The following is a 16425-nucleotide window of genomic DNA, read 5'->3' on the forward strand; positions in this document are numbered from 1 at the left end:
ACGCTGTGCGCATGTCTGCGATGCCGGAGGCTTACGGGGCTGCATTGGAACGGGCAATGGTCCACGCCGGTGCTTGGCTCACGTCGGTGCCTACTCGTCCTGTCCGCCCTTCCTCCGACGCCGATCAGGTAGCCGGCAGCATCCTGCAGCGCCTCCCTGATGAGGCCACCGATGCCGCCGAGGTGGTCGATGAGCTCGCAGCTTTGGCTGAGCCGGGCCTCATGGCGATCCAGTCCGGCCGTTTCTTCGGGTGGGTCATGGGCGGCACCTTGCCCGCGGCCATGGCCGCCGACTGGTTGGTCTCGGCGTGGGACCAGAACACTGGACTTCGTTTCGCTACGCCCGCGGCAGCTGCCATCGAGGAATCAGCGGCTGCCTGGCTCCTGGACCTTCTTCACCTTCCCACAACAGCCGACGTCGGATTCACTACAGGCGCTACCACCGCCAACTTCGTGGGGTTGGCAGCGGGACGGCAGTACCTGATGGACGAAGCCGGCTGGGACCTTGAGTCGTTGGGCTTGAACGGCGGGCCGAGGATCACCACCTTCGCTGGCAGGGAACGCCACGCCGCAGTGGACCTTGCGCTGCGGTACCTGGGCTTGGGGGCCTGCGTTCCTGTTGATGCTGACCACGAGGGCCGTATCCTCCCCGACGCCCTGGCAGCAGCCATGGATGAGCAGCCGGGCCCGTCCTTGGTGTGTTTGCAGGCAGGGAACCTGCACTCCGGCGCTTTCGATCCCATGGAAGAAGCAATCGCGGTTGCCCACGACCGTGGAGCGTGGGTCCATGTCGATGGTGCTTTCGGTCTGTGGGCTGCTGTGAGCCCGACTTTGAGACAGCGGCTGGCCGGTGTAGAGGAGGCCGACTCCTGGGCGACGGATGCCCATAAGACCCTCAACGTCCCCTATGACTGCGGACTGGCGATCGTCTCCCGCCCCGAATCCCTACGCCGCGCTTTCAGCGTCCACACCAGCTATCTAATTGCCAGCGAAACGGGGATGGGTGACCCTTTGGAGAAGGTTCCCGAGATGTCCCGCCGGGCACGCGGCATCCCGGTGTGGGCTGCCTTGCGGCAACTGGGCCGGTCCGGGGTGATCGCCATGGTGGAGCGGTTGGCGGCAAATGCGCGGGCATTGGCGGAAGGCCTGGCTGCGATTCCCGGCGTCGAAGTCCTCAATGACGTGGTTTTCACCCAAGTCTCCGTGAGCTTCGGCAGCGACGACCGCACCCACAGGATCACGCAACGTCTCATGGCCGAAGGCGCGGTGTGGATGTCGGGTTCGTCCTGGCGGGGCCGGGAGATCCTCAGGATTTCCGTGAGCAACTGGACCACGGATGCCGGAGACGTGGCGGCGTCCATCGCGGCGGTCCGTGGTGCAGTGGAGGCAGAGCCGGAGGAGTAGCGGCACGGATCCCTACTATGCCCGGGCCTTTTCCAGGTAGCCCATCAGACCTGCCAGATCCTCGGGGCTCCATGGCAGATTCGCGCTGATCGACTGGCTGTTCTCCTGCCACGCGGCCCGGGCTGCGGCTTTGGTGTCGTCGCTCGAATGGAACATGGCGCCGATTCCATCCCATGAGCGGACCCACTCCTGCACTGCAGGATCGGTGACTGGCGTGCCGGTGCGGGCGAAGGCCAGGCCCTCTTCGACCAATGCCGCCCACTTCTGCTTGGCATCCTCAATTTGTTCGGCTCCGAGCTCTTGGCGCCTGTCAGCAAGCTGTTGCCGCTGCTCCGCGGTGAAATGCTGTTCGTACACGGTGATCATCTCCAATGTCGTCATGAACTGTTCCGGGGTGGGCATGGCGGGTCCGTCCATCCGGGCCAATAAGTCGCCCAACCGGTCCTCAAGCAGGCGAACCTGTTCGGGCATGTTCGCGGACCTGGGCCAACTGCTGCTCCAAGAGGCCATGAAGCGAAGCTTCGGGGCTGTCCAGCACGTCAGCAATGGAGGCCAGAGGAAGGCCCAGCATCTGTAACGCCTTGATTCGGTAGAGCCGCCGAACATCGTCCTCGCCATAACGCCGATGTCCGGCTGCTGTCCGTTCACTCGCGGACAGCAGCCCGACCTGGTCGTAATGGTGCAGGGTTCGAACACTGACACCACACGCTGCTGCCAGTTCCCCGATGCTCCACGGACCGTTCCCTGGTGTTCCCGTCATGGGAACCACGCTAATTCCTGACGTTGCGTCAGGTGCAAGCCCCTAGCCCCGAAGCTCGTACACCGTGGTTCCACCAATGGTCTGCGCCTGATAGTTCGCGGCCACCCAAGCCGCGATCTCACTGGAAGCGTCCGAACCGCCGTTGCCCTGCATGAGGCGGCCTCCGATGAAGTAGTGGATCTTCCCGTCGGCCACGAGTTGCTGGAACTGCGCCAACGTCGGTGAAGGGTCCGTTCCGTTGAACCCGCCGACAGCCATGACCGGAAGCCCGGTGGCCAGTTGGTAGCCCGCCGCGTTGTTGGAACCCACGACGGCGGCCGCCAAGGTGTAGTTTCCGGCGTCGGCTTTGAGAGCGGTCACCAGTTCGGACGACGGCGTGGTGGCACCAAGCAGGCCGCCCATGGCGCCGCCCTGTCCGCCACCGCCGGCAAAGCCGCCGCCACCAAAACCTTGCCCGCCCAGCGCCTGACCCGTGCCCTGCCGTGTGGCCGGCCCCCGAACACCTTGCGCTGAAGCGTTGCGGCCGAAACCGGGACCGATTCCAGCCGTGGCCGGACCTGCGCTCACGATCGCACCTGTATGCGGCACGGCGGCGGTCGCCACTGAGTAGGCCAGCGGCGCGGCGAGGCCAACGGCGACGGCGAGTCCCGCCGTCGTACGCGTCAACCAGACCCAGCGCCAGCGGCCGGTCAGGACAACGACGGCGGCCAGCAGCACGGTGCCAAGAATCACCACCCACCGCAGCCACGGAAGGAACGTCGGGGCTAGGCCCAGGAGGGCGAAGGCCGTGAACCCCGCAGCCAGCAGTGACGCCCCAAGGAGCAAGGCGACAGGGAGTTGCGGGCGCCGCTGCCACAACAGCACACCGCCCAGGCCCACCAGCCCGGCAATTCCCGGAGCCAGCGCCACTGCGTAGTAGGGGTGGATGATGCCCTGCATGTAGCTGAACACCAGGCCGGTCACCAGCAGCCACGAACCCCACACAATGACCGACGCCCTGACCACGTCGGTTCGCGGCGCGCGGCGGCCCAGCCACAAGAGGGCGCCGCTAAGAATGAGCGCGGTCGGAATGAGCCACGCGATCTGGCCACCAAACTCCGTGCCGAACATGCGCAGCAAGCCCGGGGTGCCCCACCCGTTGCCGCCACCGCCCACACTGCCGGTCTCGTCGCCGTTGAGTCGGCCCAAGCCGTTGTAGCCAAACGTCAGTTCGAGGATGGAGTTGTTCTGCGACCCGCCGATATAGGGTCGCAGGTTCGCGGGGACGAGTTCGACGGCGGCAATCCACCAACCAGCCGAAGCCACCATCGCGCCTCCTGCGGCCAGGAGGTGGAGTACCCGCTTGCCCGGCTTGGGGTGGGCCGCAACAAGGTAGGCGAGCGCGAAGCCCGGAACCACCAGGAGGACCTGCAGCTGCTTGGCCAGGAAGCCGAAACCAAGGAATACCCCGGCAAGGATGAGCCATCGCAGTTTCCGGTCCTGGATGGAGCGGACCACCGCGTAGCCCGCTGCGGTCATCAGCAGGACAAGCAAAGCGTCCGGGTTGTTGAAGCGGAACATGAGCGTGGCAACGGGGGTGAGGGCCAGGACCGCGGCGGCCAGGAGGCCGGCGCGGTGTGCCAAGCGAAGGTTGTCCGTGGCGGGGAGCGCTGCCCGGCGGATGGCCAGGTACATGACCCAGGCGGTGGCCACCCCCATCAACGCCTGCGGAACCAGGATGCTCCAGGAGTTCAAGCCGAACAATCGGACGGACAGCCCAGTGATCCAGAGTGCCGCCGGAGGCTTGTCCACGGTGATGGAGTTGGCGGCGTCGGAGGAACCGAAGAACCACGCTGTCCAGTCCTGTGAGCCGGCCTGGGCTGCAGCGGAGTAGAACGCGTTGGCCCAGCCGGAGGCTCCGAGGCCCCAGATGTACAGGACCGCAGTTCCCACAAGGACTGCCGTGAGTTCCAAGCGGTGCCGGACGGGGCCGGGGTTGCTGCGTCGTACGGCCCCGCTTCGTGATGCCAGGCGGCTTGGTGCCGCGCTCGCCTGGCCTGCTGGTTCGGTCAGCGGTTTGAAGTACGTGGTCATGTCAGCCCACCAGCTTGTAGACGGTGGTGCCGCCGACGGTTTGGGCCTGGTAGTTGGCCGCTACCCAGGCTGCGACTTCGGAGTTGCCGCCCCGGCCGCCCATACCGCCACCCATGCCGCCACCGGAGATGAAGTAGCTGATCTGGCCTTTGTCCACCATGTCCTGGAATTGGGCCAGCGTGGGGTAGGGGTCGCCGCCGTTCCAGCCTCCCAACGCGATGACGCTGGTGTTCGTGGCGAGTTCCAGGTCGGCTGCCTGGGTGGCGCCGGAGACAATGGCGGACCATGTGGTGGTGGTGGACTTCAGCAGGGCGGTCAGCTCGGCGTTCGCGGTGCTCCCGCCTCCGGGCCCACCGATTCCTCCGGCGCCACCGATTCCTCCGGCGCCCGGGAAGTCGTTGGCTGCTGGGTCGGGCGTCCCGCCGAGGCCGTTCTCCGCATCGCCAAAGTCGCGGTTCCTGCCGTCCAGTCCTGCCCGGGCGCCAAAGCCGCCGCTGGCCGCGCCGGAAGGTCCCGACGTCGGGATGGAGCCTGAGTGCGGCGTCGCCGCAGTGGCCACTGTCCACGCCCCGGTTCCCAGCCCTCCGGCGAGCAACGACACCACGACGACGGCGGCAGCAGGCAGCCGCCTCAGGGCACCTTTAAGCCTGGACACACCCAGCTGATCCACACGAAGCAGGAGAGCCGCTGCTGCGAGGACACCAAGGACCACCACGACGATCCGCAGCCACGGCAGCCATGAGGCGTCCCGGCCCAGGAGCACTGCGGACCACAGCGCACTGCCCAGCACCACCACTGCCAGCACGATCCGCGCCATCCACGAGGCCCTGCCGCGCCAGAGTTCGACGCACCCGATTCCGATCAGGGCGGCAATCGCCGGGGCCAGTGCTGCCGCGTAGTAAGGGTGGACGATGCCGCTCATGAAGCTGAAGATGCCTGCGGTGACGATCAGCCAGCCACCCCACATCAACAGGGCAGCGCGGCTTCGCGAAGTGCGGGCTTCGCGACGGGTGAACCACAGCCCGGCCACCAGCAGGATCAACGCTGCGGGCAGGAGCCAGGAGACTTCACCGCCGAAACTGGTTCCGAACATCCGGCCCAGGCCGGCAGCCCCACCGAAGCCGCCGCCGCCGAAACCGCCACCCGGCCCACCAGCAAGGCCGCCAGTGGAACCGCCGGGCATGCCACCACCGGCACCGCCTTCACCCGAGCCGGTGATCCGCCCCAGCCCGTTGTAGCCGAAGGTGAGTTCCAGGAAGCTGTTGCCCGTCGAGCCGGCCATGTAAGGCCTGGCCGAGGCCGGAGTGAGCTGGAAGATCACAATGTAGCTACCCGCCACGGCCACGATGCCCGCGCCCGCTGCAAGAAGGTGCACGAGCCGGCTGCGAAGTGTGGTGGGAGCGGCCCAAAGGTAAGCAAGTGCCAGGCCCGGAACAATCAGGAAACCCTGGAGCATCTTGGTAAGGAACGCCAGGCCAACCACTGCCCCTGCCGCGGCCAACCATTTCCAGCCGGCCTTCTCAATGGCGCGGGTCGTCAGGTACGCGGCCAGGACCAGGCACAGCGTGAGCATGGCGTCGGGGTTGTTGAAACGGAACATCAAGGCAGCAACGGGTGTCAGCGCCAACGCGCCGCCGGCGAGGAGCCCTGCCGCAGGACCGGATACGCGCTTGACCGTCAGGTACAGAAGCCCGACGGCGGCGACCCCCATGAGTGCCTCAGGAACCAGCATGCTGGTAGGAGAGAAGCCGAAGATCCTGCCCACCAAGGCCGGAATCCAGAGGGACGCCGGCGGCTTATCCACCGTGATGGCGTTGCCGGCATCGAGCGAGCCGAAGAAGAGCGCGGTCCAGTCCTTGGTGCCGGCCTGGATAGCTGCTGCGTAGAAGGAGTTGCCGTATCCCGTTGCGGCAAGATTCCAGAGATAGAGGAAGGCGGTCCCCACAAGCAGCCCGGCGGCGGACGGACGCACCCACCGGGGTTGCTGCCCGAAAGCGAGGCGCTGCAAGCGGGTCGGTGTTTCCGGGGACTTCACAGGTTCGTCAACGGCATGGCTTGGCTGGAGGGCTGTAATCATTTCGCTGCCACCTCTGTGGTCTTGTCGGAACTCTCGGGGCGAGGGGCTGGTGTCGCGGGGCGGCGGAACACCCACAGGCGGAACAGCAGGAACCGTGCAACGGTTGCGGCGAGGTTCGCGCCAACTACGGTTGCCACCTCAAGCCAGCGGTCCGGCGTCGTGGTTCCATGCACCAGGGCCAGCGCGCCCGAGGTGAGGGCCAGGCCGATGCTGAAGACGATCAGGCCTTCAAAGTGGTGGCGGGCATGGTTGCCGCCTTGGATGCCGAACGTGAAGCGGCGGTTGGCGGCCGTGTTGGCGACGGCCGTCACGATGAGAGCCAGGAAGTTGGCCAGCTGCGGGTCCATGAATCCACGGCACAGCAGGAAGATCAGCAGGTAAGCCACCGTGGACGCAGCGCCAATGAATCCAAACCGCACCAATTGCCCGAACAAGCTGGCGCGCGGGGTCGATTCGGAGGTCCGCGACGACGCCGGCAACGGACCGCGGGCCAGTGCCGCGCGCAGCTCCGGGATGGGGATCCGGCCGGTGACGAGGTCGCGCGTCAGGCGCGCCATTCCGCGGAGGTCGGCCACGGCGGTTCGTACGACGTCGACACTTGAGTTGGGATCGTCCGTCCAGTCGACGGGGACTTCATGGACACGGAGGCCGCAGCGCTCGGCAAGGACCAGGAGTTCGGTGTCGAAGAACCAGGCGTTGTCCAGGGTGTGGGGGAGGATCCTGTGGGCGACGTCTGCCCGGATGGCCTTGAAGCCGCACTGGGCATCGGAGAACCGGGCCCCCATGAGCGTATGCAGGAGGACGTTGTAGCTGCGGGAGACGAACTCGCGTTTTGGCCCGCGGACCACGCGGGAGTTGCGGGACAGACGTGTACCGATGGCAAGGTCTGAGTGGCCGGAGATCAGTGGAGCCAGCAGGGGCGCCGGGGCGGCAAGATCAGTGGAAAGGTCCACATCCATGTAGGCGAGCACCGGGGACGGCGAGGCGAGCCAGACTTGGCGGAGGGCGTTGCCCCGGCCTTTTTCCTCGAAGCGCATGACGACGATTTCAGGGAGCTCGCGGGCCAGACGCTCGGCGATCTTCAGGGTGTTGTCCGTGCTCGCATTGTCCGCCACCGTGATACGGAACGTATGCGGGAACGTCTCCACCAGGTGGCCGTGCAGGCGGCGCAGGCATTCCTCGAGGTCGGTCTCTTCGTTGTGGACGGGAATGGTGACGTCCAGGACAGGGGCCGTGGTCCGCGTGTCCACGGGAGAGCGCCGCGGCTGCCGGTGGGGCAAGGCAGGAGCGGCGAAGCGCCCCGCATGGGCGGGGTTCGGCAGCGCACTGGTGGCGGGATCTATGAGCGTCATGCATTCACAGTGGGGCCGCCGATTGTGAGGGCTTTAGGCGGAAGCTGTGATGCGACTGTGTAAGTGTTCAGGGCCCTTTACACGCGAAAAGCCGCCCCCGGAACGGGAGCGGCTTTTCAGGAAACTTTTGGCTTAGTACCAGTTGTTGGCCAGGTGGAAGGCCAGGGCAGCTGACGGGGAGCCGTAGCGTTCCTTGATGTAGTTCAGGCCCCACTTGATCTGGGTCTGGTAGTTGGTCTGCCAGTCGGCACCGGCAGAAGCCATCTTGCCGGCCGGAAGCGACTGGACAATACCGTAGGCACCGCTGGAAGCGTTGGTGGCAGTGGTCCGCCAACCTGATTCCTTCTCCCACAGCGTGTTCAGTGCCGTCATCTCAGAGGCGCTCCAGCCGTAGCTGCCCAGAATGCTGGCAGCGTAGGCCTTGGCAGCAGCGGGGTCGTCAACAGCCTTGGGGGCTGCAGCGGCGGCTGCGGCTTCTGCGGCGGCGGCAGCAGCGGCGTCGGCTGCCTGCTTGGCGGCTGCGTCGGCGGCAGCCTTTTCTGCTGCGGCCTGGTCGGCAGCGGCCTTCTCGGCTGCTGCCTGTGCAGCGGCGGCCTGGTCGGCAGCGGCCTTGTCAGCGGCGGCCTTGTCGGCTGCAGCCTTGTCAGCTGCTGCTTTGTCAGCGGCGGCCTTGGCGGCAGCAGCCTTTTCGTCAGCGGCCTTCTTGGCGGCGGCGGCTTCTTCAGCGGCCTTGGCGTTGCTGGCCTCGGCGGCGGTCCGGGTCTCGGCAACGCGGCTTGCCTCGGGAAGGTTAAGCGCGGCATTGGCAGCTGTTCCCAGGGAGGCAACGCCCAGCGCGGCGGCAATAACGCCGGCCACTACGGGCATGCGGTTGCCGGACTTGCCCTCACGGGCGGCCTTTTTGAGGACGGTCTGCGACTTCTTCAACGGGGAGTCGTTCTGGTCGCGGTGACGCGCGGAAGGGCGCGTCTGATCGTTAAGTTCAGACATGTGTGATTACCTCTCAGCGCCTGCGGAGTTAGCTGTCGGGTTCGGATGAGGTCATCCGGCCGCGCGTCACGCTGCGGCTTCACCCCAAGGGCCGGCAAATGCCTGGGCCCGGAGACTCTGGGTCCCCCGTCTCTGCCTCGGAGTAAGAACGGACTCCGGGAAGTGGCAGAGCTCGGCGCATCCCGGATGCGGGCCCTTTTGAGCGACCCACCCTTTCGACGGTACAGGAGGATTCCGCAGAAGTCACATTTAGGTAACAGAGATCACGACGCCGGTGAGTCGCCTTGCCGGTTTCGTTATGCGCGGTTGCTGATGGCGGCCGGTAGCCGGACAGCGAACTCCGTCCGCCCGGGTTTGGACGTCACCTCCACGCTTCCGCCGTGGGCTTCGACGATGGACTCGACGATGGACAGGCCCAGGCCGGAGGTCCCTTCCGACCCCGATCTTGCGGCATCGGCGCGGGCGAACCGGGAGAAAATCCTGCCCTGGAAATCTCCGGGAATGCCGGGCCCGTTGTCCGTTACGGTAACCACTGCGCTGCCGTCTGCCGAGAGCATCACGCCGGTGACCACCGTGGTTCCGGGATCCGTGTGTTTGCGGGCGTTGGAGAGCAGATTGGCCAATACCTGATGCAGCTGCGTGGCATCTCCACGCACCGTGATCGGTTCGTCCGGCAAGGTCAGCTGCCAGATGTGGTCCGGGGCCATGACTTTCTCGTCGCTTACGGTCTCGATCACCAACTGTGTCAGGTCCACGTCCGTGACCTTCACCGGTTGGCCTTCGTCCAACCTTGCCAGCAACAGCAGGTCCTCCACCAGCGTCGTCATGCGTTCGGACTGGCTCTGGACCCGGGCAAGGGACTTCCTGCCGTCGTCGGTGAAGTTCTCGGTCATCCGCAGCAGCTCGGTGTAGCCACGGATGGCCGTCAGCGGCGTCCGCAGTTCGTGCGAGGCATCGGCCACGAACTGCCGCACTTTTGTCTCGCTTTCCTGGCGGGCCTCCAGCGCCCTCGCGACGTTGTTCAGCATCTGGTTCAGGGCGTGGCCTACCCTGCCAACTTCAGTCCCGGGATGGGAGGCCGACGGCGGTACACGCACCGCAAGTGCCACCTCGCCGGCGTCGAGAGGCAGTCGCGAAACCTTGGTGGCGACCTCGGAGAGCTGCTCCAGGGGCCGCATGGTGCGACGGATGATCACAGTTCCCACCAGGCCGATCACCACCAGGCCGCCAAGTGACACCAGCACCATGGTCCAGACCAGCGAAGCCTCCGCAGTCTGCTTGTCCGCCAGTGGCAGGCCCGTGACGATCACGTCGCCGTAATTGGTTTTGACGGCCATAAGCCGGTAGTCGCCGTTGGACAGTGAGCGGTCCACGGGGCGGTCGCCCGTCGGCAGCGCCAGGAGGACCTGCTCGTCGGCGGAAGACAAGGAAACGCGGTTGCCCCCGGCGTCGATCAGCCCGGAGCTGCGCACCGTTGACCCATCGATACGGGCGCTCAACGTACCGGCCGCCTGCCCGCGGGCCTCCAGCGGGTCCGGGCGTCCTGTCGGCGAGTTCGGAAAGCTCGACGGCGGCCTGCCGAAGTCGTCAGCGCGGCGCGACGCCTGCTCCAGCTGCCTGTCGAGCTGCTTGTTGAAAACCATGTCCATCGAGGCGTAGCTGACCAGCCCGACTGCGCCGCAAATGGCCACCAGCAAAGCCATGGCCACCAGGACCAAACGCGTGCGTAGATGCCATGTGGAGGGATTGAGCCAACTGTGCTGCGGGCTCCTGGCAATCCCCGAGAGTGTGCTCAAGGCCTAGTCCGCAGGTTTGATGACGTAGCCGGCTCCGCGAACAGTGTGGATCATCGGCGGGTGGTTCGCTTCGATCTTCTTGCGGAGATAGGAAATGTAGAGTTCGACGATGTTGGCCTGGCCGCCGAAGTCGTAGTCCCACACCCGGTCCAGGATTTGGGCCTTGCTGACAACCCGTTTCGGGTTCTCCATGAGATAGCGCAGGAGCTCGAACTGGGTTGCCGTCAGCGCGATGTCCTCCCCGGCGCGGGTCACTTCCCGGGTGTCCACGTTCAGGGTCAGATCACCCACGACGAGCTCGGCGGTGTCCATCGCGGCGACACCCGAGCGCTGGACCAGCCTGTGCAGGCGGAGCAGCACTTCCTCCATGCTGAAGGGCTTGGTGACGTAGTCGTCGCCTCCGGCCGCCAGACCCACAATGCGGTCCTGCACTGCGTCCTTGGCTGTCAGGAACAGGGCAGGCACTTCCGGGGCGAAGGCCCGTATCCGGTTGAGGACTTCCACGCCGTCAAAACCGGGGAGCATCACATCAAGCACCAGGACGTCAGGGCGGAATTCCTTGGCGACCTTTACGGCTTCGGGCCCGTCGGCGGCCACGCTTACTGACCAGCCGGCCATGCGGAGGCCCATGCTCATGAGTTCGGCAAGGCTCGGCTCGTCATCAACCACCAAGGCGCGGATAGGCGAGCCGTCGGGGTGCGTGAGCTGGGGAAGGTTGTTTGTCATGGAGTGCGGGGATGCCATGTGACAACTCTCCATTCTGCTGGTTTGCCGGCGCTGAGCCGCTCCTGTGAGGACCCTGTGAAGTCAACACTAGCGAGGTGGGAGTCCGCACACACAGGAATTCGCAGGTCACAGGAGCAACTGCTCCCCAACACAGCTTCCGCACAGCCACGGCACCGACGCTGGGCGTATTCGGACATCCACAGACAAGAGAGACCACCATGAGCGAGCAGAAATACCCCGAAAACCAGCAGTTTCCCCGCACCCCGGGGCCGCAGCCGCAGCAGGGACCGACTCCCGCCAACCGGCCGGCCGAAGCCGCATGGCCGCAGCCAGCCCAAACTGCCGCGCCCAACCCCGGATCATCCTGGGGCTGGGGAGAGCCTCAACCCGGCCAGAACCAAAGCAGCCAGCCCGGCAACAACGGGCCGTCGGCAGGATGGGGCGCGCCGTCGTCGGAAACGTCAGGGTCCGGATGGGGGTCGGCGCCTGCAGGCAAGGACAGGACCGGCGCGCAGAACCGGTGGAGCGTCAAGAGGACGTTGATAGTGGCCGGTGTTGCCGTGGTGGTAGCGGCAGGCACCGCCGCCGGCTTCTACTCACTGGGCAATGCAGGCTCTGCCGATGCTGCCAACGTTCCCTTGGGTCAGGCCGGTGGATTAGGTGGACAGCAGGGCCAGACAGTGCCCGGACAGGGACTGGGGCCGGGCGGAACAGGGCAAGATGGAACCGGTCAGGGAATGCCCGGTCAGATGCCCGGTCAGATGGGCGGGATGGCACCGGATGGGTTCGGAGGGGGCTTGAACGCCGCCATCCACTCGGAATACGTCATCCTTCGCGACAACGAGTACGTGTCCATGGCCGATCAATTGGGAGTTGTCAGCGAGGTTTCTTCGAACTCGTTGACCGTCAAGAGCACCGATGGATTTACGCGAACATACGTCCTCGGCTCGGAAACAGTGGTTGCGCAAGGTACTAGGCAGCGTGGCAGCACATCCAGCAGCCTCACCGTAGCCGACATCGCATCAGGTGCCACGGTCCGGGTCACGGCCTCCAAGAACGGGGACAGTTACGATGCGACCTCCGTGCGGCTGACCACCGCAACGTCGTCCACGGGGCAGGGCTCCACGTCCGGCTCAGGGACGACGTCCTGAGGAAACGGGCGCATGCCGCGCCCGTTTTCATCGCTTTTAACAGATCGCGGCCAAAAAAATCGAGATCGGCCCGGGCGCCGATTGGACAACACATGTTTCAGATCGTGAGATTCCGCAGGGAAAGCGTTGTCGTTCCTTAAGGTGCGAATGATGCCTCATGAGCCGAAGAAAATTCACTGGAAGGCGAATATTTCTTCCACTCGCCGAATCTCATGGCGTTCATTTCAAGAGTCCGCGGAATTGTGATTTGCCGCACAATAGACCTCCACGTCTCAAAATGTGGACGGTTCTGAGCTTTGTTACTTGCGTGTTGCCTTTGTTACGTTGCACACTTCCAATGTGAACAAGAACTCAACAGCACCTGCAGCCGCAGCAACCTGGTCCAGCACACCCGCTGGCCATGATGACCGCTGTTGTCGAATGCAAGCCTAACTTTCCACCCCAAGAAGTTTCAGGCATTCGCCCCCTAGCCCAGCGTTGGGCGCCCCTCCCCAAACTCATTGCGGGGACATTCAGCATTCGAAGCCGCGATGACGGCTATTCACTTTTGAGGTAAGCACTCCATGTCAGTTGCATCCGGATACGTCCACATCTCCGTCCGTAACGCCAACAAGGCCGCATCGAACGCAGGGCTCCGCCCCGGCTTCGGCAACCGCCCCGGCTATTCTCCTGCTTCGCAGGGTGCCGGCCAGCAGGCTCCCGGCTACGTGCCCCAGGGCTACAACCCCAACTCCTACGGCCAGTTGCGTGCAGTACCCACCACCGAGCCGGCACCCATTACCGCCCCCACCCCGGTGATCGCACACTCGGACAGGCTGCGCCCCGTTGCCAACGACAACGTGGCCCGTGGCTTCGTCCTCTACATGGGCATTGACGAAGAGACTGCGGCCGCGGCTGGAACTTCCATTGCAAAGCTCGCCCAGGAAATCCGCGCCTATGCGCAGTCCCTGGTGACCGGTGCCGAGAGCTACGCGGCCGTCGCCGTCGCCCCCGCCGGGGCACCCGGCTCCGCCCTCGACGTCGTACGTTCCACCTTCGGCGACCCCACCGTGGCCTCCCGCCAGCGCGCTGAAGCTCCGCGTCCGGCGCCCCAGCAGGAAGCCCGCCCCTCCGGCGTGCTGATCGATCTTGCCCGCCGCGAGGTACACCTGGATGGTGAGTCGCTGAACTTGACCTTCAAGGAGTTCGAGCTCCTCAACTACCTGGTTGAAAACGGCACGCGCACCGTCGGTCGCGATGAATTGCTTGAGGGCCTGTGGCGCAACGCCGAAGAAGTGCCGAATGAGCGCACCATCGACGTCCACATCCGCCGCCTCCGTTCCAAGCTGGGCCGCCTGGCCAACACCGTGCGCACGGTCCGCGGGCAGGGCTACCGCTTCTACGAGCACCCCGAGGTCATCGTCTGGGCCGCTCCGGAATACTCGATCTGATCTTTTGACTGCCGGAAGGCGGCATATCCCTCTGCGCCTGCGCTCGTTCCTCCCCACCGCCTCCCTCACCTCGCAAGCTCGGTCAGGGAATCCGGGCGGCGTGGGCCCAGCAACAACGGCGCTATCGGGATGTGCCGCCATTCGTCTTTTGTCGTGCCCGGTGAGCATTGGCCTCCACGGCTAAGGGGGCGGATAGGGTTATTGCATGAGCGACCACCACATCAAGCGACTCGTGATCATGCGTCATGCCAAGGCGGACTGGCCTGTGGGCGTGCCGGATCACGAGCGTCCCTTGGAGGAGCGTGGTCATCGCGAAGCGCCGCTCGCCGGGAAATGGTTGCTCAAGCACGGCGTAGTCCCCGATTTCATCCTCTGTTCTTCTGCCCTGAGGACCCGGCAGACGTGTACCTGGGTGTGCGACGAACTGGGGGAGAAGGCACCCACGCCCAAGCTCGAGGACGGGCTGTATTCCGCCTCCGCCAACCGGATGCTGACTGTGATCAACCACGTTCCTGACACCGTGACAACGTTGATGGTGATATCGCACATGCCGGGCGTTCAGGACCTCGCCATGCACCTGGCTTCCCGCGACTCCGACCACGACGCCTACATGGATGCAGCTACCCGGTACCCGACCAGTGCCTTGACAGTCATGGAGACAGAGAAGTCCTGGGCGGAGCTCGATGGGCAGGATGCCCGGCTGACGCACTTCACGGTGCCCCGGCACTAGCGCCGGCTACTGATCCAGTTGCTCCGCGGCTGCCTCCCGCAGCAAGCGGACAACGTGCCTGATGTTCGGGCTTGCCGTCATGGTTTTCCGATGCACAATGCCAACAGAGCGTTGCTGGGTGGGTTTGACCACGGGGATGGCCACGACCCCCGGCGGCAACGGCGGCCTGCCCAGCCGGGGGACCAGAGCGACCGCCACCCCTTGTTCCACCATGGCGATGTGGGTGGAAAAGTCGGGGTCGTAAACGCGGATATCAGGCACCCGGCCCAGCCCCGCAAAGATCTGCAGAAGTGCCTCGTTGCAGATGGCCCCCGCCGGGGTGCTGATCCAGGTCTCGTCCAGCAGGTCTTCACGTTCCACGGCGGTCCGCCCCGCGAGTGCGTGCGTGCTGTTGACCAGGACATCGGCCTGGTCGATGCAGAGGTCTTCGTGCACCAGGTTCTCCGGGATCACCAGCGGGACCGAGTTCCAGTTGTGGACCACCGCAAGTTCTGCTTCGCCTGAGGCGACCCGCTGCACGGCTTCGCGCGGATCCTCGGCCAAGACGGTGATGTCCAAAGCGGAGTGGGTGGCGGCCATGCGCCCGAGGACCGGTCCTACCAGCCCCCGGCATGCCGTGGAGAAAGCCACCAGCCGCAACAGCCCGGATGGCTTGGCCGGATCGGCCAGCAGCGTCGCCTGGAGTTCCTCGAGTTCGCCCATGATCCGTCGGCCGTAACCTGCCAGCGCCAGGCCCCGTTCCGTCAGCAGCACGCCCCGGCCGTTTCGCTCCAGCACGGCAACGCCTGTTTGCTTTTCGAGTTTCTTGATCTGCTGCGACACCGCGGAGGGGCTGTAGCCCATGACATCAGAAGCCGCTACTACCGAGCCGTGCTGTTCCACGGCGACCAAGGCCCGCAGAGCCGAAATATCGATCATGAAGCAAATCTACGTGGTTTCATGCTGAATTCAATGCTGGTGCTTCATCTAAAAGAGCGTCAGAGTGTAGTGGTGAACCTTCGCCACTCATTCCTCGCTGTTCTTGTAGCCGTCCTGTGGGGCGTCAACTTCGTCGCCATCGACCTCGGGCTGCATACGAACGGGCGGGATGTCCCACCCTTGCTTTTCGTGGCCATGCGCTTCCTCCTTGTCGTTTTTCCGTTCATCTTCTTCATCCGCAAACCTGACGTCGGCTGGAAGGCGATTGCCGGCGTCGGGCTCTTTATGAGCGCGGGGCAGTTCGGCCTGCTTTACCTGGGCATGGCACTCGGAATGCCCGCCGGTTTGGCCTCGCTGGTGCTGCAGGCGCAGGTCCTGTTTACCATCCTGCTCGCGGCGCGGTTCCTGGGGGAGAAGCCCAGCCGACGCCAGTTGCTTGGCGTGGTGCTGGGCATCGTGGGGCTGGGTGTGGTGGCGGTCGGACGAAGTGCCGTGGCTCCGGTGCTTCCGCTGATGATCGTGCTGGCTGCAGCCCTGTCCTGGGCAGTGGGAAACGTGGTGGCCCGGCATTCGAAAGCAGCCTCCGGTCTGGGCCTGGTGGTGTGGTCCGGGGCCGTGGTGCCGGTTCCGCTGGCCGGGTTGTCCTTGGTTGTGGATGGTCCGGGGGTCGTGTGGGCAACGCTCACCGACCTGCAGCCGGCTACTGTCCTCAGCGCCGTGTACACCGCAGTGTTCGCGTCGTTGGTGGGGTACGGCATCTGGAACCGGCTGTTGTCGCTGTACCCGAGTTCCGACGTCGTGCCCTTCACGCTCCTGGTCCCGGTGGTGGGCATGACGGCCGCGTGGCTGGTCCTGAACGAAATTCCGACGCCCGCAGAAATCACGGGAGGGGTGATCCTGCTTCTGGGTGTGGCGACGGCGGTGCTGGGCGCCTCCCGGAAGCGCCCCGGCACACCCGTTGTGCGGCCCGCTCTGCGCGTGTGAGCCGTGCGTAAGGCCGCAGAGCGGGCCTCACAATG

The 16425-nt window shown here is 65.3% G+C and carries 14 protein-coding genes and 1 riboswitch; of the genes, 5 read left to right on the forward strand and 9 right to left on the reverse strand.

Annotated elements, in window-relative coordinates:
* Nucleotides 1-11 precede the first annotated feature (11 nt).
* On the forward strand, nt 12-1403 hold the full coding sequence (locus FDP28_RS11420; protein WP_144661549.1) for a pyridoxal phosphate-dependent decarboxylase family protein: 1392 nt from the start codon (nt 12-14) through the stop codon (nt 1401-1403).
* Between the two features lie 15 nt (nt 1404-1418).
* Here the strand turns inward: FDP28_RS11420 and FDP28_RS20660 are convergent, their stop codons facing one another.
* The 8 genes from FDP28_RS20660 to FDP28_RS11455 form a co-directional block, all read right to left on the reverse strand.
* A complete protein-coding gene (locus FDP28_RS20660) occupies nt 1419-1874 on the reverse strand; it encodes a TipAS antibiotic-recognition domain-containing protein (protein WP_222120634.1) in 456 nt (151 codons plus the stop codon).
* Entirely contained in the window at nt 1849-2163 is a 315-nt protein-coding gene (locus tag FDP28_RS20665) for a MerR family transcriptional regulator (protein WP_222120635.1), read from the reverse strand. Before FDP28_RS20665 ends, FDP28_RS20660 begins: the two co-directional genes overlap by 26 nt.
* Nucleotides 2164-2205: 42 nt before the next feature.
* Nucleotides 2206-4236, reverse strand: a complete 2031-nt coding sequence (locus FDP28_RS11430) for an ArnT family glycosyltransferase (protein WP_144661550.1) — start codon at nt 4234-4236, stop codon at nt 2206-2208.
* A gap of 1 nt (nt 4237) precedes the next feature.
* Complete coding sequence (locus tag FDP28_RS11435) at nt 4238-6313, reverse strand: glycosyltransferase family 39 protein (RefSeq protein WP_144661551.1); 2076 nt, start codon at nt 6311-6313, stop codon at nt 4238-4240.
* The gene (locus FDP28_RS11440) at nt 6310-7665 is read right to left on the reverse strand and encodes a bifunctional glycosyltransferase family 2/GtrA family protein (RefSeq protein ID WP_144661552.1); all 1356 of its coding nucleotides are present in this window, start codon (nt 7663-7665) and stop codon (nt 6310-6312) included. Before FDP28_RS11440 ends, FDP28_RS11435 begins: the two co-directional genes overlap by 4 nt.
* Before the next feature lie 132 nt (nt 7666-7797).
* Nucleotides 7798-8655 carry an aggregation-promoting factor C-terminal-like domain-containing protein gene (locus tag FDP28_RS11445; RefSeq protein WP_144661553.1) on the reverse strand — a complete coding sequence of 286 codons (858 nt, stop codon included), beginning with the start codon at nt 8653-8655 and terminating at the stop codon, nt 7798-7800.
* Nucleotides 8656-8660: 5 nt separating this feature from the next.
* Nucleotides 8661-8819, reverse strand: a riboswitch (cyclic di-AMP (ydaO/yuaA leader).
* A gap of 132 nt (nt 8820-8951) precedes the next feature.
* Nucleotides 8952-10451, reverse strand: coding sequence for a sensor histidine kinase (locus FDP28_RS11450; protein ID WP_144661554.1), 1500 nt, complete (start codon nt 10449-10451; stop codon nt 8952-8954).
* A gap of 3 nt (nt 10452-10454) precedes the next feature.
* Nucleotides 10455-11195 (reverse strand): response regulator transcription factor, encoded by a 741-nt coding sequence (locus FDP28_RS11455; RefSeq protein ID WP_144661555.1) that lies wholly within the window; start codon nt 11193-11195, stop codon nt 10455-10457.
* 200 nt (nt 11196-11395) lie between these two features.
* On the opposite strand from FDP28_RS11455, the gene FDP28_RS11460 reads away from it, so the two are divergent.
* The 3 genes from FDP28_RS11460 to FDP28_RS11470 all read left to right on the forward strand — a co-directional run bounded on the left by FDP28_RS11460 (nt 11396) and on the right by FDP28_RS11470 (nt 14488).
* Nucleotides 11396-12328: a hypothetical protein gene (locus FDP28_RS11460; protein WP_144661556.1), complete on the forward strand. Its 933-nt coding sequence runs from the start codon at nt 11396-11398 to the stop codon at nt 12326-12328.
* A gap of 563 nt (nt 12329-12891) precedes the next feature.
* Nucleotides 12892-13758: a winged helix-turn-helix domain-containing protein gene (locus FDP28_RS11465; RefSeq protein ID WP_144661557.1), complete on the forward strand. Its 867-nt coding sequence runs from the start codon at nt 12892-12894 to the stop codon at nt 13756-13758.
* Between the two features lie 205 nt (nt 13759-13963).
* Nucleotides 13964-14488 carry a SixA phosphatase family protein gene (locus FDP28_RS11470; RefSeq protein ID WP_144661558.1) on the forward strand — a complete coding sequence of 175 codons (525 nt, stop codon included), beginning with the start codon at nt 13964-13966 and terminating at the stop codon, nt 14486-14488.
* 6 nt (nt 14489-14494) lie between these two features.
* Here FDP28_RS11470 and FDP28_RS11475 read toward each other — a convergent pair whose 3' ends face one another.
* A complete protein-coding gene (locus tag FDP28_RS11475) occupies nt 14495-15406 on the reverse strand; it encodes a LysR family transcriptional regulator (RefSeq protein WP_144661559.1) in 912 nt (303 codons plus the stop codon).
* A gap of 72 nt (nt 15407-15478) precedes the next feature.
* Between FDP28_RS11475 and FDP28_RS11480 the strand changes: the two genes are divergently transcribed.
* A complete protein-coding gene (locus tag FDP28_RS11480; RefSeq protein WP_260842441.1) occupies nt 15479-16390 on the forward strand; it encodes an EamA family transporter in 912 nt (303 codons plus the stop codon).
* Nucleotides 16391-16425 lie beyond the last annotated feature (35 nt).

The organism is Paenarthrobacter nicotinovorans, from assembly GCF_007670255.1.
In the GTDB taxonomy this organism is placed as follows: domain Bacteria; phylum Actinomycetota; class Actinomycetes; order Actinomycetales; family Micrococcaceae; genus Arthrobacter; species Arthrobacter nicotinovorans_B.

Excerpts from the sequence above, each read along its gene's own strand:
- FDP28_RS11420 (WP_144661549.1), top strand. The coding sequence starts at position 12 with ATGTCTGCGATGCCGGAGGCTTACGGGGCTGCATTGGAACGGGCAATG.
- FDP28_RS20660 (WP_222120634.1), bottom strand. The coding sequence starts at position 1,874 with ATGCCCGAACAGGTTCGCCTGCTTGAGGACCGGTTGGGCGACTTATTG.
- FDP28_RS20665 (WP_222120635.1), bottom strand. The coding sequence starts at position 2,163 with ATGACGGGAACACCAGGGAACGGTCCGTGGAGCATCGGGGAACTGGCA.
- FDP28_RS11430 (WP_144661550.1), bottom strand. The coding sequence starts at position 4,236 with ATGACCACGTACTTCAAACCGCTGACCGAACCAGCAGGCCAGGCGAGC.
- FDP28_RS11435 (WP_144661551.1), bottom strand. The coding sequence starts at position 6,313 with ATGATTACAGCCCTCCAGCCAAGCCATGCCGTTGACGAACCTGTGAAG.
- FDP28_RS11440 (WP_144661552.1), bottom strand. The coding sequence starts at position 7,665 with ATGACGCTCATAGATCCCGCCACCAGTGCGCTGCCGAACCCCGCCCAT.
- FDP28_RS11445 (WP_144661553.1), bottom strand. The coding sequence starts at position 8,655 with ATGTCTGAACTTAACGATCAGACGCGCCCTTCCGCGCGTCACCGCGAC.
- FDP28_RS11455 (WP_144661555.1), bottom strand. The coding sequence starts at position 11,195 with ATGGCATCCCCGCACTCCATGACAAACAACCTTCCCCAGCTCACGCAC.
- FDP28_RS11460 (WP_144661556.1), top strand. The coding sequence starts at position 11,396 with ATGAGCGAGCAGAAATACCCCGAAAACCAGCAGTTTCCCCGCACCCCG.
- FDP28_RS11465 (WP_144661557.1), top strand. The coding sequence starts at position 12,892 with ATGTCAGTTGCATCCGGATACGTCCACATCTCCGTCCGTAACGCCAAC.
- FDP28_RS11470 (WP_144661558.1), top strand. The coding sequence starts at position 13,964 with ATGAGCGACCACCACATCAAGCGACTCGTGATCATGCGTCATGCCAAG.
- FDP28_RS11475 (WP_144661559.1), bottom strand. The coding sequence starts at position 15,406 with ATGATCGATATTTCGGCTCTGCGGGCCTTGGTCGCCGTGGAACAGCAC.